The organism is Novosphingobium kaempferiae (assembly GCF_021227995.1).
Taxonomy (GTDB): domain Bacteria; phylum Pseudomonadota; class Alphaproteobacteria; order Sphingomonadales; family Sphingomonadaceae; genus Novosphingobium; species Novosphingobium kaempferiae.
On the sequence record NZ_CP089301.1, the window covers coordinates 283,411 to 303,572 of the forward strand.

The 20,162-nt window shown below is 65.8% G+C and carries 21 protein-coding genes; 10 read left to right on the top strand and 11 right to left on the bottom strand.

Annotation, left to right across the window (positions count from 1 at the left end; translation table 11 throughout):
- Positions 1 to 98: 98 nt before the first annotated feature.
- Positions 99 to 2,678: an ATP-dependent chaperone ClpB gene (clpB, locus tag LO787_RS01340; protein ID WP_232494099.1), complete on the bottom strand. Its 2,580-nt coding sequence runs from the start codon at positions 2,676 to 2,678 to the stop codon at positions 99 to 101.
- A gap of 268 nt (positions 2,679 to 2,946) precedes the next feature.
- On the opposite strand from clpB, the gene LO787_RS01345 reads away from it, so the two are divergent.
- From LO787_RS01345 to LO787_RS01355, 3 genes are all read left to right on the top strand, one after another.
- The gene (locus LO787_RS01345) at positions 2,947 to 3,402 is read left to right on the top strand and encodes a nuclear transport factor 2 family protein (RefSeq protein ID WP_232494100.1); all 456 of its coding nucleotides are present in this window, start codon (positions 2,947 to 2,949) and stop codon (positions 3,400 to 3,402) included.
- A 130-nt stretch (positions 3,403 to 3,532) separates the two neighbouring features.
- A complete protein-coding gene (locus tag LO787_RS01350; RefSeq protein WP_420847806.1) occupies positions 3,533 to 6,367 on the top strand; it encodes a M16 family metallopeptidase in 2,835 nt (944 codons plus the stop codon).
- An 11-nt stretch (positions 6,368 to 6,378) separates the two neighbouring features.
- Entirely contained in the window at positions 6,379 to 6,684 is a 306-nt protein-coding gene (locus tag LO787_RS01355) for a hypothetical protein (protein WP_232494102.1), read from the top strand.
- A gap of 299 nt (positions 6,685 to 6,983) precedes the next feature.
- Here LO787_RS01355 and gatB read toward each other — a convergent pair whose 3' ends face one another.
- The 6 genes from gatB to rpsU all read right to left on the bottom strand — a co-directional run bounded on the left by gatB (position 6,984) and on the right by rpsU (position 11,896).
- Entirely contained in the window at positions 6,984 to 8,480 is a 1,497-nt protein-coding gene (gene gatB / locus LO787_RS01360) for an Asp-tRNA(Asn)/Glu-tRNA(Gln) amidotransferase subunit GatB (protein ID WP_232494103.1), read from the bottom strand.
- A 1-nt stretch (position 8,481) separates the two neighbouring features.
- Positions 8,482 to 9,966 carry an Asp-tRNA(Asn)/Glu-tRNA(Gln) amidotransferase subunit GatA gene (gatA, locus tag LO787_RS01365; protein WP_232494104.1) on the bottom strand — a complete coding sequence of 495 codons (1,485 nt, stop codon included), beginning with the start codon at positions 9,964 to 9,966 and terminating at the stop codon, positions 8,482 to 8,484.
- Positions 9,966 to 10,268 carry an Asp-tRNA(Asn)/Glu-tRNA(Gln) amidotransferase subunit GatC gene (gene gatC, locus LO787_RS01370; RefSeq protein ID WP_232494105.1) on the bottom strand — a complete coding sequence of 101 codons (303 nt, stop codon included), beginning with the start codon at positions 10,266 to 10,268 and terminating at the stop codon, positions 9,966 to 9,968. Before gatC ends, gatA begins: the two co-directional genes overlap by 1 nt.
- A gap of 177 nt (positions 10,269 to 10,445) precedes the next feature.
- Entirely contained in the window at positions 10,446 to 10,970 is a 525-nt protein-coding gene (locus tag LO787_RS01375) for an FKBP-type peptidyl-prolyl cis-trans isomerase (RefSeq protein ID WP_232494106.1), read from the bottom strand.
- Positions 10,970 to 11,521 (bottom strand): FKBP-type peptidyl-prolyl cis-trans isomerase, encoded by a 552-nt coding sequence (locus tag LO787_RS01380; RefSeq protein ID WP_232494107.1) that lies wholly within the window; start codon positions 11,519 to 11,521, stop codon positions 10,970 to 10,972. Before LO787_RS01380 ends, LO787_RS01375 begins: the two co-directional genes overlap by 1 nt.
- Positions 11,522 to 11,689: 168 nt before the next feature.
- Positions 11,690 to 11,896, bottom strand: a complete 207-nt coding sequence (rpsU, locus tag LO787_RS01385; protein ID WP_008832565.1) for a 30S ribosomal protein S21 — start codon at positions 11,894 to 11,896, stop codon at positions 11,690 to 11,692.
- 225 nt (positions 11,897 to 12,121) lie between these two features.
- On the opposite strand from rpsU, the gene LO787_RS01390 reads away from it, so the two are divergent.
- Genes LO787_RS01390 through LO787_RS01420 form a run of 7 tightly spaced genes read left to right on the top strand, consistent with a single transcriptional unit; the run spans position 12,122 to position 16,060 of the window.
- Complete coding sequence (locus LO787_RS01390; RefSeq protein WP_232494108.1) at positions 12,122 to 12,355, top strand: type II toxin-antitoxin system Phd/YefM family antitoxin; 234 nt, start codon at positions 12,122 to 12,124, stop codon at positions 12,353 to 12,355.
- Positions 12,352 to 12,738, top strand: a complete 387-nt coding sequence (locus tag LO787_RS01395) for a type II toxin-antitoxin system VapC family toxin (protein ID WP_232494109.1) — start codon at positions 12,352 to 12,354, stop codon at positions 12,736 to 12,738. The genes LO787_RS01390 and LO787_RS01395 overlap by 4 nt, the downstream gene beginning before the upstream one ends.
- 53 nt (positions 12,739 to 12,791) lie before the next feature.
- Positions 12,792 to 13,199 (top strand): CrcB family protein, encoded by a 408-nt coding sequence (locus tag LO787_RS01400; protein WP_232494110.1) that lies wholly within the window; start codon positions 12,792 to 12,794, stop codon positions 13,197 to 13,199.
- On the top strand, positions 13,196 to 14,476 hold the full coding sequence (locus LO787_RS01405) for an RluA family pseudouridine synthase (RefSeq protein WP_232494111.1): 1,281 nt from the start codon (positions 13,196 to 13,198) through the stop codon (positions 14,474 to 14,476). Before LO787_RS01400 ends, LO787_RS01405 begins: the two co-directional genes overlap by 4 nt.
- An 11-nt stretch (positions 14,477 to 14,487) precedes the next feature.
- On the top strand, positions 14,488 to 15,138 hold the full coding sequence (locus LO787_RS01410) for an HAD-IA family hydrolase (RefSeq protein WP_232494112.1): 651 nt from the start codon (positions 14,488 to 14,490) through the stop codon (positions 15,136 to 15,138).
- Entirely contained in the window at positions 15,135 to 15,368 is a 234-nt protein-coding gene (locus tag LO787_RS01415; RefSeq protein WP_232494113.1) for a hypothetical protein, read from the top strand. Before LO787_RS01410 ends, LO787_RS01415 begins: the two co-directional genes overlap by 4 nt.
- On the top strand, positions 15,365 to 16,060 hold the full coding sequence (locus LO787_RS01420; RefSeq protein ID WP_232494114.1) for an ATP12 family chaperone protein: 696 nt from the start codon (positions 15,365 to 15,367) through the stop codon (positions 16,058 to 16,060). The genes LO787_RS01415 and LO787_RS01420 overlap by 4 nt, the downstream gene beginning before the upstream one ends.
- A gap of 98 nt (positions 16,061 to 16,158) precedes the next feature.
- Here the strand turns inward: LO787_RS01420 and LO787_RS01425 are convergent, their stop codons facing one another.
- The 4 genes from LO787_RS01425 to LO787_RS01440 form a co-directional block, all read right to left on the bottom strand.
- Complete coding sequence (locus LO787_RS01425; RefSeq protein WP_232494115.1) at positions 16,159 to 16,917, bottom strand: alpha/beta fold hydrolase; 759 nt, start codon at positions 16,915 to 16,917, stop codon at positions 16,159 to 16,161.
- A gap of 34 nt (positions 16,918 to 16,951) precedes the next feature.
- A complete protein-coding gene (locus LO787_RS01430; RefSeq protein WP_232494116.1) occupies positions 16,952 to 17,395 on the bottom strand; it encodes a GFA family protein in 444 nt (147 codons plus the stop codon).
- A 32-nt stretch (positions 17,396 to 17,427) separates the two neighbouring features.
- Positions 17,428 to 18,453: an aspartate-semialdehyde dehydrogenase gene (locus LO787_RS01435; RefSeq protein ID WP_232494117.1), complete on the bottom strand. Its 1,026-nt coding sequence runs from the start codon at positions 18,451 to 18,453 to the stop codon at positions 17,428 to 17,430.
- A gap of 63 nt (positions 18,454 to 18,516) precedes the next feature.
- The gene (locus tag LO787_RS01440; RefSeq protein ID WP_232494118.1) at positions 18,517 to 19,890 is read right to left on the bottom strand and encodes a DUF418 domain-containing protein; all 1,374 of its coding nucleotides are present in this window, start codon (positions 19,888 to 19,890) and stop codon (positions 18,517 to 18,519) included.
- Between the last annotated feature and the right edge of the window lie 272 nt (positions 19,891 to 20,162).

The following is a 20,162-nucleotide window of genomic DNA, read 5'->3' on the forward strand; positions in this document are numbered from 1 at the left end:
CAGAAGGATCGACAGCCAGCCGCACACGCAGTTGCTTGCATGCACGAAAAAGGGGCCGCAGTTTCCCGCGACCCCTTGCTGTTTACCGTGCTTCAAGCTCACTCGACCGAGATCGCCAACGCTCCGTCGCCATCCCCGATCCGCAGGTGCGAACCGTCCGGCACTTCGCCCGCCAGCAGCTTTTCCGCAAGCGGATCCTGCAGATAGCGCTGCACCGCGCGCTTCAGCGGCCTTGCACCATAAACCGGATCGTAGCCCACCCGGCCCAGCCAGCGCTTGGCGGAATCGGTGAGATCGAGCACGATCTTGCGATCCTTGAGCAGCTTCTGAACCCGTGCGACCTGAATATCGACGATCGGCGCCATGTGCTCCTGTCCAAGCCGGTGAAACAGGACGATCTCGTCGAGGCGGTTGAGGAACTCGGGCCGGAAATGCCCGCGCACCACTTCCATGACCTGCGGCTCCACCGTCGCAACATCCTGCCCTTCGTCCAGGCTGGCAAGGTACTGGCTGCCCAGGTTCGAGGTCAGGATGATGAGCGTGTTGGTGAAGTCCACCACACGTCCCTGCCCGTCCGTCAGGCGTCCGTCGTCGAGCACCTGCAGGAGCACGTTGAAGACGTCGGAATGCGCCTTCTCTACCTCGTCGAACAGCACGACCTGATAAGGCCGCCGCCGTACCGCTTCAGTCAACACGCCGCCTTCCTCGTAACCGACGTAGCCGGGAGGCGCGCCGATCAGGCGGGCGACCGCGTGCTTTTCCATGAATTCCGACATGTCGATGCGCACCATTGCGGTGTCATCGTCGAACAGGAAGCCCGCCAGCGCCTTGGTCAGTTCGGTCTTGCCGACGCCCGTGGGGCCGAGGAACAGGAACGAGCCGAGCGGCCGGTTGGGATCCTGCAAGCCCGCCCGCGCGCGCCGCACCGCCTTGGAAACGGCCGCCACCGCATCGGTCTGGCCGATGACGCGCGCACCGATCACCTCCTCCATCTTGAGGAGCTTCTCGCGCTCACCTTCCAACATGCGGTCAACCGGCACGCCGGTCCAGCGGCTGACGACGCCAGCGATATCGTCCTCGGTCACTTCCTCGCGCAGCAGCGCGTTCCCCGCAGAGGCCTGCGCCTCGACCAGTTTCGCCTCCAGCGAGGGGATCGTGCTGTAGGACAGTTCGCCCGCCTTCGCGTAGTCGCCGCCACGCTGCGCCTGCTCCAGCTCGATGCGCGCGGCGTCGAGCTGTTCCTTGAGCTTGCCCTCGGCGGCGATCTTGTCGCGTTCGTTCTGCCAGCGGGTCGTAAGTTCGCTCGACTGCTGTTCAAGGTTGCCCAGTTCGGCGCGCAGGTTGGCCAGGCGGTCCTTCGACGCCTCGTCGCTCTCCTTGCCGAGCGCCATTTCCTCGATCTTGAGCTGGATGATGCGGCGGTCGAGCTTCTCGATCTCTTCGGGCTTCGACTCCACTTCCATGCGGATACGGCTGGCGGCCTCGTCCATGAGGTCTATGGCCTTGTCGGGCAGGAAACGGTTGGTGATGTAGCGGTTGGACAGCGTCGCTGCCGCCACGATCGCCCCGTCAGTGATGCGCACGCCGTGGTGAAGTTCGTACTTTTCCTTGAGGCCCCGCAGGATCGAGATCGTGTCCTCGACCGTCGGTTCGCCCACGAAGACCGGCTGGAAACGGCGCTGGAGGGCGGCGTCCTTCTCGACATACTTCTGGTACTCGTCGAGCGTGGTCGCGCCGATGCAGTGCAGTTCGCCGCGCGCGAGGGCGGGCTTGAGCAGGTTGCCCGCATCCATCGAGCCTTCGGACGCGCCCGCGCCGATCAGCGTGTGCATCTCGTCGATGAACAGGATGATCTGGCCATCGGCGCCCTTCACTTCGTCGAGCACGGCCTTGAGCCGCTCCTCGAACTCGCCGCGATACTTGGCGCCCGCGATCAGCGAACCCATGTCGAGTGACATGAGGCTGCGGTCCTTGAGGCTGTCCGGTACGTCGCCGTTGGCGATGCGCAGCGCCAGGCCCTCGGCGATGGCGGTCTTGCCGACGCCGGGGTCGCCGATCAGGACGGGATTGTTCTTGGTCCGTCGCGCGAGGATCTGGATGGTGCGGCGGATTTCCTCGTCACGGCCGATCACCGGGTCGAGCTTGCCGTCCTTCGCCGCCTGCGTGAGATCGCGGGCGTACTTCTTCATGGCATCGTAGGCGTTCTCCGCACCGGCGCTGTCGGCCGTGCGGCCGCCGCGCAGTTCGGTGATCGCGGCTTCCAGAGCCTGCGGCGAGACATTGGCGGCCTTGAGCGCCTGCCCAGCCGGCGTGGTGGTGGCGAGGACGAGGCCCAGCAGCAGCCGTTCGACGGTGACGAAGCTGTCGTCCGCCTTGGTCGCGGCCTGTTCGGCGGCGTCGAGCACCCGCACGGCATCGTTGTCGAGACCCGGCGCGCCTGCCGCACCGCTGCCCGAAACCGCCGGAATCTTTGCCAGCGCCTTGTCGAGTTCCTGCGTCGCGAAGACCGGATTGCCGCCCGCGCGCTTGATGAGTCCTGCGGCCATGCCCTCGGAATCGTCGAGCAAGGCCTTCAGCATATGTTCCGGCGCGATGCGCTGGTGGTTCAGGCGGATAGCGACGGTCTGTGCGGCCTGAAGGAAACCCTTTGCACGGTCGGTGAACTTTTCGAGATTCATGGGTAGATGTGCCTCCTGACCTCGTCGATATGGTGTTGCTATTATGCAACACAAGGGGTCGGCCCCCGAATTTTCATTGCCCTGCGGAATGCCCGAATACCTTGATCCGGCGCAACAAGATCACGCCGGAACCGGCGCATGGGAAAGATGGGTGCGCGCGTCCGGATTGCCAGAGGGCGCTTCGCCGGGGCGGTAAAGTATCGCGGCTCCCTAGCCGCCCCTGACCCGCTGCCCTAGCCTGCCCGCGACAACCGACGGGAAGAGGCACATGGCGAAATTCACACCGCAACAGGCGGCGGACGTCCTCGCGATAAAGCAGGTGATCTACGAGTGGGGCGACGAACTCGACATCCACAACGGCCTTGCGATGCGCGAGACGGACTGCCTCTCGGAAGACGTGCGCTACAACGTCGGCGGCCAGTGGCGCGAGGGACTGAAGGAGGTCGAGGCCTTCTACAAGGGCCGTGCGGAGACGATGAAGGCCGGTGCCGGGCTCATGACGATGCGGCATATCATCACTTCGCTGCGCGTTGGGTTCGACAGTGAGGATCATGCCAGCGTCGGATATCTGCTGGTTTTCTTCGCAGCTCTGGGCGATGGCCCCTTCGACAAGTACTGCGACCCCCTCGCCGTGGCCGATGTGCGGATGGAATGCAGGCGCGAAACCGACGGGGAATGGCGGATTTCGCTTTTCGATTCAGGGCAGATATTCAAACGGGGGTGAGCTGCGGTTTGGCTCTGGCCTCGTCCTGACAAGCTGCTAACCTCGCCTCATGCGTTCCCTAGCACCGTCGAGCCTCAGCGCTCTTGCCGCCGCCCTTCTCGTTTCCGCCTGCGCCAGCACGCCTTCGGGCATGCACTCAACGGCACCTAGCACGACCACAGCGGCACCAAGCGCCCCCCAACAGCCACCTGCCGCGTCCCCACAGGAACTCGTGGCCCGGGTCGACATCCCCTACGAGAAGTTCGTCCTCGCCAACGGCCTGACCACCATCGTCCACACCGATCGCAAGGCGCCGATCGTCGCGATCACCGCCTACTACAAGGTCGGCTCCAAGAACGAGCCGCGCGGGCGTACCGGCTTCGCACATCTCTACGAGCACCTGTTCTTCGGCGGCTCGGCGAACGTGCCCAACTTCGACATCCCGCTCGAGGGCGCGGGATCGACGCCGACCAACGGATCGACCTGGTACGACCGCACCAACTACGTCGAGACCGTCCCGACCGGCGCGCTCGACCTTGCGCTGTTCATGGAGAGCGACCGCATGGGCGCGCTGCTCCCGGCGGTGACGCAGGACAAGCTCGACAAGCAGCGGGGCGTCGTCCAGAACGAGAAGCGTCAGGGCGACAACCAGCCTTACGGCCTTGCCGAATACGTGGTTTCCGAAGGGCTGTTCCCCGTCGGCCACCCCTACCGCCATTCGACGATCGGCTCGATGGCCGACCTCGACGCCGCGACGCTGACCGACGTGCGCAAGTGGTTCACCGATCACTACGGCCCGAACAACGTCGTGCTCGTGCTCTCGGGCGACATCGATGCCGCCACCGCCCGCCCTAAGGTCGAGCAGTGGTTCGGCGCCATTCCCAAGGGGCCGGAGATCGCCCCGGTTGCCGCCGGACCAGTCACCCTGCCCGCGCCGATCTCGCGCGACATGGCGGACCAGGTGCCGGTGCTGCGGCTCAGCCGCGACTGGAGCGGCCCCGGCCTCAACGACGCCGACGCGCCCGCCCTGCGCATCGGCATGCACATCCTCGGCGGGCTCGCGAGTTCACGGCTCGACAACGAACTGGTGCGCGGCCAGCAGCTTGCGGTCTCGGTCAGCGCCTCGGCGCAGATCTTCCAGCAGGTCAGCTTCCTCGACGCGAGCATGGACGTAAAGCCCGGCGTCGAACGGGCCGCCGCCGAAGCGGCGCTCGACAAGGTTATCGCCGATTTCCTCGCCAGGGGGCCGAGCGAGGACGAAGTGCGCCGCGCCGTCGTCAGCACGCTCTCTGGCGAGATCGGCGGGCTTGAACAGGTCGGCGGCTTCTCCGGCAAGGGCGCGACACTGGCCGAAGGTCAGGTCTATTCGGGTGACCCGGCGAAGTACAAGGCAGACCTCGAGGCCATCGCCGCCCTGACCCCTGACGCGGTGCGCGCCGCGATGCAGAAGTGGCTCGGTCGTCCCGTCTACAAGATCGCGGTGGTTCCCGGACAGCGGACGGAAGACGGCGCCAAGATGGGCGGCTGGGGCGATGAGGCCACCAACCCGCCCGCAGCCGCGGACAAGCGCGCGAAGGCGCCGAAGCTTGCCCCCGCCCCCAAGCGCAGCTTCCCCGAAGTCGCGCCCGTGGGCGAACTCGCGTTCCCGGCGATCGAGCGCACCACGCTCTCCAACGGCATCCCAGTGGCGCTCGCACGCCGCACGGCGGTCCCCAAGCTGGTCATGTCGATCGACTTCGACGCGGGCTACGTCGCCGACGCGCTCGATACGCCCGGCACGCAGGGGCTCATGCTCGACATGCTGGAGGAAGGCACGACCAGCCGCAACGCCACCCAGATCGCCGAGGAGCAGGAACGTCTGGGCGCGTCGATCGGCACCGACGCGACCCTGGACAGCAGCAGCCTGACCATGAGCGCGCTGAGCGCCAACCTTTCGCCCTCGCTCTCGCTGGCAGCCGACGTGCTCCTGCACCCAGCCTTCGCGCAGGCCGATTTCGACCGCGCACGCGGGCAGGCGCAGGCCGAACTGGCACAGGCCCAGTCCACGCCCAGCGCGCTGGCATCGCGCACGCTTGGTGGCGAGCTGTTCGGCACGCACCCCTATGCGCAACCGGGCGACGGCCTCGGCACCGAAACCTCGCTCGCGGCGCTGACGCCGGAAGCCCTGCGTGCAGCCCATGCCAAGTGGCTGCGCCCGGACCTCGCCCGCATCACCGTCGTCGGCGACGTCACGATGGCGGAACTGAAGCCCATGCTCGAGAAGGCATTCGGAGGGTGGAAGGCGCCTGCGGCCCCCAGGCCCGCCAAGCTGCTCGATGCCGCCACCCCCGCCCCGGCCTCGCGCATCGTCCTGATCGACCGGCCCAATTCGCCGCAGTCGGTCATCCTTGCCGGGCGCGTCCTGCCGCTGACCGGCCGCACCGCGAACGAAGAACCGCTGATGCTGGCGAACGATGTCGTCGGGAATGGATTCCTCTCGCGCCTGAACGCCGACATCCGCGAGGACAAGGGATGGAGCTACGGCGTGCGCTCGGGCGTCAGCCAGTCCACCGGCCCGCGCTTCCTGCAGGTTATGGCCCCGGTGCAGGCCGACCGTACCGGCGATTCGATCCGCGCCATCGTCAAGGACATGAGCGCGTTCCCCGCGAAGCAGCCGGTATCCTCCGAAGAGTACCAGCGCGTCACCGAAGGCGCGATCCGCGCGCTGCCCAACCAGTTCGAGACCAACGGCGCGGTCCTCTCGGCGATCGTGAAGAACGACCGGCTGGGGCGGCCTGAGGACTACTACGTGCGCCTTGCGCAGACCTATCGCGGCATCGACGCCAAGGGCATCGGCGCGGCAGCGGCGCGCTATCTCCAGCCCGCCGACCTGACCTGGGTCATCGTCGGCGACCGCAAGGTGGTGGAACCGCAGCTCAAGGGTCTGGGTTTGCCCGTGGAAGTGCGCCCAGCCCCAGCTGGCGCCGCAACGGAACAAGGCGAATAAGGAGCATATCCATGTCGGTTGCAGGAACTTACGACTGCGTGACGAATACCCCGCTCGGCCGCCAGAAGGGCGTGCTGACGATCATCCCCGGTGACGACGACAGCTTCACCGGCAACATCACCGGAGACCTCGGCAGCATGGACGTCGCCGATGGCCGGATCGCCGGGCAGACGCTGACGTGGTCGATGAAGATGACGTCGCCGATGCCGATGGACCTCGACTGCTCGGCCACGGTCGAGGGCGATGCCCTCACCGGCACAGTCAAGGCGGGCATGTTCGGATCGATGGAACTGACGGGAACGCGCCGGGCGGCATAGTGGCCGGAGGGGTAAGCCCGGCACCGCGCGCTCCACTGTGGCGCAGTGCCGGACCCCTCACCCCCCCAGGTGAGCCCTATCGGCAATTTCCGATGCCGCTGCGTGCAGAGCGTCGATGCCGTGAAATTCTCTGAAAGCCCCCTGAGCCTTCTCGCGCGTTCGATAACATCGCAGCGGGTGAAGACAAGCGTATTATTGCGGACCGTCCACTAACGGCACATGATTAGTTGCCCTGCGGACACAGAAACGCCGCCGGACTCGCATGGAGCCCGGCGGCGCGTCCTGTTTCGTAACGAAAATCAGCCCAGCTTGGTCTTGAGGATCTCGTTGACCACCTGCGGGTTGGCCTTGCCCTGCATCGCCTTCATCGTCTGGCCGACGAAGAAGCCGAACAGCGCGACCTTGCCGTCCTTGTACTGGGCGACCTTGTCGGCATTGGCGGCGAGGATCTCGTCCACCTTGGCTTCGATGGCGCCGGTGTCCGATTCCTGCTTCAGACCCTCACGCTCGACGATGGCCTCGGCCCCGTCGCCGGTTTCGAGCATGATCTCCAGCACCTGCTTGGCGATCGAGCCCGAGATCGTGCCCTTGCCGATCAGCGCCAGCAGTTCCGCCGCCTGAACCGGGCTGACCGGCGAGTCCTCAAGCCCCTTGCCGAGCTTGTTAAGCGCGCCGAAGAACTCGGAGATCAGCCAGTTGGCCGCCTGCTTCGCGACGTCCGCCGGAGCCTTGCCCTGCGCCGAAGCGGCTTCGCCGAGCAGCGCTTCGAACCACTGGAACGTGTCGACGTCGGTGGTCAGCACCGCCGCGTTGTAGGCGGACAGGCCCAGTTCGCCCTCGTAGCGGGCGCGCTTGGCATCCGGCAGTTCGGGCAGCGAGGCGCGGCAGGCTTCGAGGAACGCGTCGTCCAGTTCAAGCGGCAGCAGGTCTGGATCGGGGAAGTAGCGATAGTCGTGCGCGTCTTCCTTCGAACGCATCGAGCGCGTCGAGCCGGTGTTCGGATCGAACAGGCGCGTTTCCTGCACGATCTTGCCACCGGCTTCGAGCACGTCGACCTGGCGGTTCGCCTCGTGCTCGATCGTCTGCATGACGAAGCGCACCGAGTTGACGTTCTTGGTCTCGGTGCGGGTGCCGAACTCGTCGCCCGGCTTGCGGACCGAGACGTTGACGTCGCAGCGCATCGAGCCCTGGTCCATGTTGCCGTCGCACGAGCCGACGTAGCGCAGGATCGTGCGCAGCTTCGACACGTAGGCCCCCGCCTCTGCGGGCGAGCGCATGTCCGGGCGGCTGACGATCTCCATCAGCGCCACGCCCGAACGGTTGAGGTCGACATAGGACATCGTCGGGTGCTGGTCGTGCATCAGCTTACCCGCGTCCTGCTCGACGTGGATGCGCTCGATGCCGATGACCTTGTCCTCGGGGATGCCCGCCTTCTCGTCCGCCTCGATCGTCAGCGAACCTTCGCCGACGAGCGGGTGGTAGAGCTGGCTGATCTGGTAGCCCTGCGGAAGATCGGCGTAGAAGTAGTTCTTGCGATCGAAGCGCGACCACTTGTTGATCTGCGCGTCGATGGCCATGCCGGTGCGCACGGCCTGCCGGATGCACTCGCGGTTCGGCACGGGCAGCATGCCCGGCATCGCCGCGTCGATGAGCGAGACCTGCGTGTTCGGCTCCGCGCCGAACGCCGTGGCCGAGCCGGAGAACAGCTTTGAATTGGACGTGACCTGCGCATGGATTTCGAGGCCGATCACGACCTCCCAGTCCCCGGTGGCGCCCTGGATGCGATACGTGCTCATATTACCACCACTTCCCCGGCTTTGCCGTGAACCCTGCGCGGCCTTCTATGGCGAGGCCGGCGTTCAGCACGCCCTGCTCGTCGAGCGGGCGACCGATGATCTGGAGGCCCAGCGGCAGCCCCTGCGCGTCTAGGCCTGCGGGCACCGACATCGCGGGCAGGCCCGCCAGCGAGGCCGGGACCGTGAACACGTCGTTGAGGTACATCGCGATCGGATCGTCGTTGCTCTCACCCAGCGCGAACGCGGCGCTCGGCGCGGTCGGAGTCAGGAGGACGTCGACCTGCTCGAACGCCTTGGCGAAGTCCTGCGAGATCAGCGCGCGGACCTTCTGCGCCTTGGTGTAATAGGCATCGTAGAAGCCCGCCGACAGCACGTAAGTGCCGATCAGGATGCGGCGCTTGACCTCCGCACCGAAGCCGTCGGCGCGGGTCGCGGCGTACATGTCCTGCAGGCCCGCACCGTCCGGCAGGTCGCGCAGGCCATAGCGCACGCCGTCATAGCGTGCGAGGTTCGACGAGGCTTCGGCCGGGGCGATGATGTAGTAGGTCGCGAGCGCGTACTGCGTGTGCGGCAGCGAGACTTCGACCACTTCGGCGCCCGCGTCCTTGAGCCAGGCGATGCCCTGCTCCCAGATCGCCTCGATCTCGGCGGGCATGCCGTCGACGCGGTATTCCTTCGGAATGCCGACCTTCTTGCCCTTGAGATCGCCCGACAGCGCGGCGGTCCAGTTCGGCACCGGCAGGTCGAGGCTGGTCGCGTCCTTGGGGTCGAACCCGGCCATGCTCTCCAGCATGATCGCGCAGTCGGTGACGTCGCGCGCCATCGCGCCCGCCTGATCGAGCGAGCTGGCATAGGCCACCACGCCCCAGCGCGAACAGCGCCCGTAGGTCGGCTTGATGCCGGTGGTGCCGGTGTAGGCAGCAGGCTGGCGGATCGAGCCGCCGGTGTCGGTGCCGGTGGCGGCAGGCACGAGCCGCGCCGCGATCGCGGCAGAGGAACCGCCCGAGGAACCGCCCGCCGTCAGCGGCGCGTTGCTGCCGGGACGACGCCAGGGCGACACGACCGAGCCGAAGTGGCTGCTCTCGTTCGAGGAGCCCATAGCAAACTGGTCGAGGTTGAGCTTGCCCAGCAGGCCCGCGCCCGCATCCCACAGCTTCTGCGAGACGGTCGATTCGTACTGCGGAACGAAACCTTCGAGGATGTGGCTGGCGGCGGTCGTCTGCACGCCATTGGTGGCGAACAGGTCCTTCATGCCAATCGGCACGCCGCCCATGGGCCCAAGCGCCTCGCCCGCCGCACGCTTCGCGTCGGTGGCCTTGGCCGCCTCGATGGCCTTTTCAGGTGTGGCGACGATGAAGGCGTTCAGCGCGTCCTGCGCGGCGGCGACGTTGGCGTTGAACGCCTCGGCCACTTCGACGGCGGAGAAAGTGCCGGCGGCAACGCCGTCACGGATGGCGGCTACGCCAAGTTCGGTAATTTCGGTCATTATTCGATCACCTTGGGCACGCCGAAGAAGCCGTGTTCGGCGGCGGGGGCATTGGCCAGCACGGCGTCGCGCTTGTCGCCGCCGGTCAGCGGATCAGCGTCGATCACGTCGTCGCGCAGGCGCAGGGTGTTGGGGATGACGGCGGTCATCGGCTCGACACCGGAGGTATCGACTTCGCCGAGTTGCTCCACCCAGGCGAGAATGCCGTTCAGCTCGGGCACCATCGCCTCAAGCTCCTGCTCGCTCACCTTGATGCGCGCGAGGCTGGCGATCTTCGCCACGGTTGCGGTATCGACCGACATGGCTTTCCTTTTTGCGTAGTATGTAAATTCGGTTGCGGAGCAGCTAGCAGCGGGGCTCGCCAGCTTCAAGCAGGGGTGCGATCATCCAGCTTCGTCATTGCGAGCGTAGCGAAGCAATCGTGAGGCGCAGTGCCGCCGCCAGATTGCTTCGCTACGCTCGCAATGACGAGCGCGGGGTCACTTCGCCGGTTGCGCCGGAGCGGCTTCACCCGGAGCGCCTTGGCCCTGCGCGCCCTGAGCTTGCGCGGCCTGCTGCGCCCGCATCTGCTCCATCATCGCCTGCAGTTCCTCGGCGGTCTTGAAATCGATCAGGTCGATCTCGAAGACGAGCGTGGAGTTGGCGGGGATCGGGCCGGAAGCCTGCGCGCCGTAGCCCAGTTCGGGCGGGATGGTCAGCTTGTAGCGGCCGCCGCGCTCCATCTGGACCAGACCCTGCGCGAAGCCGGGAACGACTTCGTCCAGCGCCATCGGCATCCGCTCGTTCTGGTCGAACACGGTGCCGTCGGTCAGCATGCCCTTGTAGTTGATGAGCACGTAGGAGTGCTCCGGCGGCTTCCCGCCGGTGCCGGGCGTGATCGCCTCAACCTTCACCTGCGGCGCAGCAGGCGTCGCCGCCGGAGCGGGAGCCGGTGCTGCCTGGGCATGGACCATGACCGGCGCGCCCGCAAGCGCGAACAGCGCCGCCAGTCGAAGCATGGTCATCAGGGCTGGACGGGAGCCGGAGCACCCGGGATCGCACCCGGAGCGCCCGGAACCGCGCCGCCCTGCTGCTGCATCTGCTGGAGCTGCTGCAGGATGCGCTGCTGCTGCTGGATTTCAGCAAGGCTCTTGTAGTCGATCAGTTCGACTTCGAACTTGAGGTCGGCATTCGCCGGGATCGGCGATCCGGCGGGCGGCGTCGCGCCGTAGGCCAGCTCCGAGGGGATGACGACTTCGTACTTGCCGCCGCGCTGCATCTTCTGGAGCGCCTTGGAGAAGCCGGGCACGAACTGCGCCACCGGGTTGGGGTAGTTCTTGTTCTGGTCGAACACGGTGCCGTCGGTCAGCATGCCCTTGTAGTTGATGAGCACGACGTCTTCCATCGTCGGCGAATCGCCGGTGCCGGCGGTCAGCGTCTTGACGGTCGGCGCGGGCGGCAGCGCGGCATAGGCCACACCGGCAGAGGCCAGAGCGATGGCGACGACACCCAGCCAGATCTTGGAAACGGCGCCCTTTTCGATCGGCTGCAGCGCAACGCGGGTGATCTCTGTCATCGTCGGTGGCCCTCGTACTCATATGAAGCGCCCGGGCAGGACATCCCTTGCAGATGCACAAAGGGCGCGGAATGGTGATTCCGCGCCCTCATGGCTCAACCCGGCGCGGCATTCAAGCCGCTGCTCCAGATTTAAAGGTGCCCTGCGCAAAAGCGCAGGAAAGCTCGCTTACTTCGAGCCGTCGCGCTCGGCGCGCTTGCGCTCAAGCTTGCGGGCGCGGCGAACGGCGGCAGCCTTTTCGCGAGCGCGCTTTTCCGACGGCTTCTCGAAGTGACGGCGCAGCTTCATCTCACGATACACGCCTTCACGCTGCAGCTTCTTCTTGAGCGCACGAAGAGCCTGATCGACGTTGTTGTCGCGGACGAGAATCTGCATAAACCGAAACACCTCACAAAAACAGACGGGGCCGCCACGCATCCGGTTTGGCGTGGCGAGCCGCGAATCTTGAGCCAAAAACAAGGCCGCCGCCGGACTCGGAGGCAGCTGATTGAGCGGCCCGTTAGCAAAGTGACGGGTCGAAGACAAGGCCAATCGCCCGCGAAGGCTGCAGCTTGCCGCGATACGCGCACTTAGCTATATATCTGGCTAAGGAGCGCGGCGATGACTCAGGTTTCCGTCCACGAGGCCAAGACCAATCTCTCCCGCCTGATCGCCAGCGCTTTGGCGGGCGAAGAGGTGGTGATCGCACGCGGCAACATTCCGGCCGTAAGGCTGGTCCCGGTGAACCCGGTCGGCGAGCGCAAGTTCGGCGCGCTCAAGGGCGCAATCAGCGTGGATGCCGCCTTCTTCGACCCCCTGCCCGCCGATGAACTCGACGGCTGGGATTTCCCTTGAGACTGCTGCTCGACACGCATGCACTGCTCTGGTGGCTCGCGGGCGACGAACATTTATCGCTCCCCGCCCGTGACGCCATAGCCGATGCCGCCAATACGGTTGCCGTCAGCGCGGCTTCGGCAATGGAGATCGCCACCAAGCATCGCATCGGCAAGCTGGACGGCGCCGCCCTGCTCGCCCGGGATTTCGAGAGCATCGTTGCGGCGCAGGACTTCGACGAGTTGGCGATCAGCATCACCCATGCCCGCCTCGCCGGACAGATGAACATCGCCCACAAGGATCCGTTCGACCGCCTGCTGATCGCGCAGGCGCAGGCCGAGGACATGGTGCTGATTTCCAACGAGGCGCTGTTCGACGGGTTCGCCGTACAACGTTTGTGGTAGCCGCTGCGGCAGCCCGGATTGGAATTCCACCGATTCGCGGCTAAGGCGGCGCCATGCCCCAACCTTCCTTTCTTGCGGCCTCGCTCTACGTGGCCCTCGGCGGCGCGTTCGGCTCCTGGCTGCGCTTCCTCGTCGGGCGCGGCTGGACCGCAGCGCTCGGCCCCGTGCGTGCCGGTGTCTTTCCTTATGGCACGCTCACCGTCAACGTCGTCGGCAGTGTACTGATGGGCGTTCTGGCCGGCTGGCTCGCCCGCTTCGGCCATGGCAGCGAAGGCACGCGCCTGCTGCTTGGCATCGGCGTGCTGGGAGGTTTCACAACCTTCTCGTCGATGAGCCTCGACTTCGCCACTTTGATCCAGCGCGGCGAGATCGCCACCGCTGCCTTTTATACCGCCCTGTCACTGCTCGCCGGATTCGGCGGCCTGTTCCTCGGCCTCTTTGTTATGCGGAGCGTGGCATGAGCAATATCGATATCGTCCGTCAGTTCACCGTCGGCCAGGATGACGACGGCGTCCGTCTCGACCGCTGGTTCAAGCGCCACCTGCCCAAGGTCGGCTTCGCGATGGTTTCGCGCTGGGCCCGCACCGGCCAGATCCGCGTCGACGGAAAGCGCGCCGACGTCGACACCCGCCTTGAGGCAGGCCAGGTTCTGCGCGTGCCGCCCGGCGGCGAACAGAAGACTTCTGCAAACGGCGAGCGCCCCCGGCGCGAACTGACCGAGGCAGAGATCGAACTCGCCGATTCGATGGTCCTGACGCAGGATCGCGCCGCCATCGTGCTCAACAAGCCGCCCGGCCTCGCCACGCAGGGCGGTTCGGGCATGAAGGAGCACGTCGACGGCCTGCTCGACGCTTATGTCGACAAGGGACCGCGCCCGCGCCTCGTCCACCGGCTCGACAAGGACACTTCGGGCGTCCTCCTCATCGCCCGCACTCCGGGCAGCGCCGCCTATTTCTCCAAGCGTTTCTCGGGCCGCTCGGCCAAGAAGATCTACTGGGCGCTGGTGGTCGGCGTGCCGAGCATCAACGACGGCATGATCGAACTGCCCCTCGCCAAGCAGCCAGGCACCGGCGGCGAGAAGATGCATGTGGACGAGAAGGAAGGCCAGAGCGCCCGCACGCGCTACCGCGTGATCGACCGCGCCGGCAACCGCGCCGCATGGGTCGAACTGCACCCGCTGACCGGGCGCACGCACCAGTTGCGTGTCCACATGGCGGCGATCGGCCACCCCATCGTCGGCGATGGCAAGTACGGCGGTCAGGAAGCCTTCCTTACTGGCTCGATCAGCCGCAAGATGCACCTGCATGCCCGCCGCCTCATCATCGAGCATCCGGACGGCGCCCCGCTCGACGTGACCGCCCCCCTGCCCGAGCACTTCGCCAATTCGCTCGAATCGCTCGGCTTCGTGGAATCGGAAGGTGACGTCGAGATCGAGGCGCCCATCGAGTTCACCAAGGAGGACCAGAAGCGCGCCGCCAAGCAGCACGCCAAGGAATACCGCAAGGAACGCCGTGGCGAGCGCCGCAAGCGTAGCGATGGGCCGTCTTCGGGACAGAACCGGCTGAGCAAGCCTTCGGGCAAGCCGGGCGGGAAACCGGCCGGAAAGCCCGCAGGCAAATCGTTCGGGAAGCCGGGCGGCAAGCCTTCGCGTCCCGGCACCGGCAAGCCCACCGGTAGCCGTTCGGCCCCGCGTTCCGGCGCGAAGCCCGGTGGTGCGCCGCGCGGGCGCGGTCGGTGACAGGCGGGCCGGTGAAGCTGGCCGTCTTCGACTGCGACGGCACCCTCGTCGACGGGCAGGCGCCCATCTGCGAGGCGATGGAGGCTGCCTTCGCCGCATTCTCGATCCCCGCGCCGTCGCGCGGGGCGATCCGGCGCGCGGTCGGGCTGTCCTTGCCGCAGGCGATCCGGCAGCTGCTACCCGCTTCCGATGCCGAGCAGCAGCAGGCTATGGCCGAAGTCTACAAGCTCTCGTTCCGCACCGCCCGCGAACAGGGCCGCGTCGCACAGCCACTGTTCCCCGGCATCGAGGACACGCTGCGCGGCCTTCACGCAAACGGATGGACGCTGGGCGTCGCCACCGGCATGTCGGACCGTGGCCTCGGCTTCTGCCTTGAGGCGAACGGGATTGCGGACCTGTTCGTGACGCTCCAGACCGCCGACCGCCACCCCTCCAAGCCGCACCCGGCGATGCTGGAAGAGGCGCTGTTCGAGGCCGGAGCCGCCGCCGCCGAAGCAGTGATGATCGGCGACACCGCCTACGACATGCAGATGGCCACCAGCGCCCACGTCCGCGCCATCGGCGTCGACTGGGGCTATCACCACCCGCGCGAACTGGCTGAAGCCGGTGCGGAAATCGTGGTCGAAACCCCGGCGCAGCTTCTGGAGCACCTCCTCAAGTGAGCTCGCCATCCCACGACAGCGGCCATGACCCCGCGATGGCGCGCTTCGCCATCATCAACCTGGTGCGCATCGCCGGCGTCGCCTGCATCGTTCTCGGCATCCTGATCGCCACCGACCGCATCCTCGCGGGCCTGCCGGATTGGATCGCCTACATCCTCATCGCCAACGGGCTGGTCGACGCCTTCGTCATCCCCGTGATTCTCGTCAGAAAGTGGCGCACTCCCCGATGAAGCGTTTCTACAAGGAAGCCGCAGCCGAGCCGACAGAAGGCGGCTGGCGCGTGACTCTCGACGGTCGCCCGATCCGCACCGCCGGAGGTCGCGCACAGGTCGTCCCCACGCAGGCACTGGCCGAAGCGCTGGCGGCGGAATGGGCAGCACAGGGTGAGAAGATCGACACCACGACCTTCCACTACCGCGACCTTGCCGACTTCGCGATCGACGCGGTTGCGCCCGCGCGCGCGACGGTCATCACCGAACTCGTGCCCTATGCCGAGACCGACACGCTCTGCTACCGCGCCGATCCAGACGAAGCACTGTACAAACGGCAGCAGGAAGTCTGGGAGCCGCTGCTCACCACCGCCGAAGCCCGCCTTGGCGTGACCTTCGCGCGCATTTCCGGCATCATTCACAAGCAGCAGCCTGCCGAGACTCTGGCCCGGCTGAATGCAGAACTGGCCGCGCGGAGCGACTTCGAACTGGCCGCGCTCAAGATGCTGTCCAGCCTCGCCGCCTCGCTGGTGATCGCGCTGGAGGCCATCCAGCCGGACGCCGACGCCGACCTGCTCTGGAAAGCCGCCGAACTGGAAGCCGACTGGCAGGTCGAACTCTGGGGCGACGACTGGGAAGCCGCCGAACGCCGCGCCGCGCGCTTCGAAGCGTTCAGGCTGGCGATGAGCCTCGCCGAACTCTCCCGCGCCTAGCCAGAACCGTCGTTCGTCATTGCGAGCGTAGCGAAGCAATCCAGCGCCCGAAGCGGACCGTGGATTGCTTCGCTACGCTCGCAATGACGATCTGAGATTTAAGCCAGAAACGCCGCCATAGCGCGACCGAGATCCTTGAAGGTCACGGACGACATGTGATTGCCCGGCACTTCGATGTAAGTGCCATCAGGCAGCACCCCGGCGAGTTCCTGGGCGGAACCGTTGTCGTGATCCTCCGCCCCGCTGACGCAGAGCGTAGGCATCGTGACATGCGCGATCGCATCCGGCGCCGTATCATCGACCGAGCCGAGAAGAAGCCGTGCGGCGACGCGGTCGATGTTCATCGACTTCATGAACGCCTGCGCGACGAAGGCCTTGTCGCCACGCTCGATGGTTCCGAAGCGATCGATCGCGTCGATGAAATGCGCGCTGCGACGCGCCCAGCCAGACAGCCCGGTGAGCCCCATGCCGCCCAGCACCAGCCGGTTCGGAACCAGCCCTGCCAGCACCCCGCGCACTGCGGTCCGTGCGCCCAGCGAAAAGCCGCCAAGATCGTATTCGGTCAGGTTCAGCGCGGCGGTCACGGCCTTGAGGTCGCGGACCAGCACGTCGGAAGGGTAAGCCTCGGGCTCGTGCGGCGCAGCGCTCTGCCCGTGCGCGCGCAGGTCGGGCATGAAGACCTCGAACCCGGCATCGGCGAGGATCTTCGCATTGCCGAACTTGATCCAGTTGACCTCGGCGCTGGAAAACAGCCCGTGGAGCAGGACCAGCGGCCGCCCGCCGGTGTCGCCCATGGTATGAACGGCGAGCTTCGCCCCGCCGAAGCCATCGACGAAATCGGTCTTCACATCGGTCACGGCAAACTCGCTTTACTGGATCATCGGTGCTGGATCATTCAGGCGGCTCGAGGCCAGCGGCCTTCCACCTGTCGGTGACGCTCGGGTTTTCCACGCTCGTCATGCCGGGCAAGTGCCGCACGTCGGTCCATGCCGTCAACATGCTTTCGGTCGCGTAGTTCTGGTTCGGACGGAACGGCGCGGGATCGTCGAAGCTGCCCACGGTGATGTCGATGTTCTCGCCGTCGAGGAACGCGAAGCCCAGCGGCGTTCCGCAGTTCGAACAGAACGGACGGTGCGCGATGGGTGAGGACTGGTACCAGTCCGGCTCGGGCTCCCACCGCACCTTGTCCCGGGGCGCGTTGATGAAGGCGATGGAGACCCCGCCGGTCGCCCGGCGGCACATCCTGCAATGGCAGAGATAGGCCGTCTCGGGCTCGACTTCGGCGGAATAGCGGATGCGGCCGCACTGGCAGCCGCCGGTCATGGTGGTGCTCATGGCGACGAGGCTACCCCGCCGCCATACACCAGTCACCCCTTCTTGAGATGACGGCGACCGAGCAGTTCGGCGATCTGCACCGCGTTCAGCGCCGCGCCCTTGCGCAGGTTGTCGGAAACGCACCACAGCGCCAGGCCGTTCTCGACGGTCGAGTCCTCGCGCACGCGGCTCACGTAAGTGGCACCGTCGCCCACAGCCTCGATCGGGGTGACGTATCCGCCGTCCTCGCGCTTGTCGACGAGCATCACGCCCGGTGCTTCGCGCAGGATGTCCTGCGCTTCTTCGGCGCTGATCTCTTCCTCGAACTCGATGTTGAGCGCTTCGGAGTGGCCGACGAAGACCGGCACCCGCACGCAGGTTGCCTGCACCTTGATCTTCGGGTCGAGGATCTTCTTGGTCTCGACCACCATCTTCCACTCTTCCTTGGTGGAACCGTCGTCGAGGAACACGTCGATGTGCGGGATCACGTTGAAGGCGATCTGCTTGGTGAACTTGCGCGGCTCCACCGCATCGCCGACGAAGATCGCACGGCTCTGCTCGAACAGTTCGTCCATGCCGTCCTTGCCCGCGCCGGAGACCGACTGGTAGGTCGAGACGACCACGCGCTTGATCTTCGCCTTGTCGTGCAAGGGCTTGAGCGCAACGACCATCTGCGCGGTCGAGCAGTTGGGATTGGCGATGATGTTGCGCGCGGTGTAGCCGTCGATCGCATCGGGGTTCACCTCGGGCACGACCAGCGGCACATCCGGGTCCATGCGATAGAGCGAGGAATTGTCGATCACCACGCAGCCCTGCGACGCTGCCTTGGGCGCATAGACCTTGGTCGCGGCCGAACCGGCAGCAAAGAGCGCGATGTCCCAGCCGGTGAAGTCGAAATGCTCCAGGTTCTTCACCTTGAGCATGCGGCCGGTCTCGCCATACTCGATCTCGATGCCGGTCGAACGCGAAGAGGCGACCGCCGCGATCTCATCCGCCGGGAATTCACGCTCCGCGAGAATGTTGAGCATTTCGCGGCCGACATTCCCCGTCGCACCGACGACGACAACCCGGTAACCCATGGCAAGATCCTTTCGCGCAGCCTGGACGGGCGCGAAGTAGTCGTCCGGCAGCACAAGGGCAAGTCAGGCCGCCGCAGAAACCTCGGAAGTCGACACGGTTCGCCGCACGAAGGGTTGCCGCTTCCAGTAGGTCAGCGAACGCCACACCCATTCCAGCGGCCCGCTGAGGTAGAAGCGCAGCCAGATGTTGGCGAGGACCAGCATCACGATGTCGATCACGGTCGCGGCCAACGCCAGTTCCGCCCAGCCAAACCGGTTCCACAGGCCAAGGCCCCAGGGCGCGAAGACGAACCACAAGGTGGCGATGCTGGTCAGGATATAGATCGAGAATGCCGTGCGCCCGACCGCCTTGAAGGGAGACAGCAGCCCTCGCCCGACGCCGCTCTTCATGAGCAGGTTAATGAGCCCGACATGCCCCAGCGTGACGGCGAGCCGCGCGAACTCCCCGGTGATCCAGCCCGAGTGCGGTGCCAGCGTGAAGCGGAAGATCTGCGTCACATCCCACGCTCTGAGCCCGCAGCCCACGGCATAGGCGGCGATAGCGAGCGCTGCGTAGAAACCCGCCGAGCGTTCGCCCTGAATGACGCCCCACTTGAACAGCGCCATGCCGATGAACATGCCGCAGACTGCCTCCAGCACGCTGAAGAACGTACCGTTGCCGTCACCGAAGACCTTGTTCCAGACGAACCAGGAATAGAGGACGTACTGATGCGGCCAGCCGTCGCGCGCCTTGCGCTCGGCATCGATCATCGCCTGTGCCTTGGGACTGGGCGGCTTGGCGAGATTGAGCGACGCGCGCTTCTCCTGCCATTTCTCCAGCGTCTTCTTGTCCTCGGCGGACAGTTTCGCGCCGGACGCCTGCTTGCGTTCGAGCACTTCTGCCTGATGGATCTTGCCGACACGTTCGTTGTACCCGACCACACCGCCACCGCCCGGCCAGCCGATGGCGGATATGGCTGCGAAGGCCAGCCCCATGGCGAGCAGAGCCTTGGGCGGTGCCTTGCGGAACGGGAACAGCAGCAAGGCCGCCAGACCATACGTAAGCAGGATATCGCCGATCCAGGCGATGACGAAGATGTCGAGCAGGCCGAACAGCATGAGCAGGAGGTTGCGGCGATAGTAGAGGTCGGCGACAACCACCGGATCGTCCGGCTTCATGGCCTTCGCAGTGAAGACCATCACGCCCGCGCCGAACAGCATCTCGAACAGTCCGCGCTGCGTGCCTTCCCAGAAGATCTGGATGGTCGCCCATGTGACCTGATCGGCGGCGCTCCATGAAAGGCGGCGGATGTCGTTCATCCAGGCCGTGACATTGGTGCCCATGAAAGGGATGTTCATGTAGAGGATGCCGAGAATGGCAATCCCCCGCGTGACGTCGATGACGTCGATACGCGCACGCCCCCTCACCGGGCCGAAATCTGCGGCTTCGCCCACCATAGCTGCCCCACCGATATTTATCGCTGGAGTGTAAGTGTGCGCCGGACACCGGTCAATCGGACGAAAAACACCAACCGATGACAAATGCTGCCAGATTGGATGTGGAACTATTCAGAGTTCTGGAAACAGGTCCATTTGGGCCGTCTTAAACCATTCTGAATGTTGGACGCGATGTCGCCGGAGCAATCAGAACGAGAGCGTATATAACACAAAAATACGCCGTGCTCGACGAGCGACGGCGTATCCGTGAAATCGAGCAAGCCGATAGACGT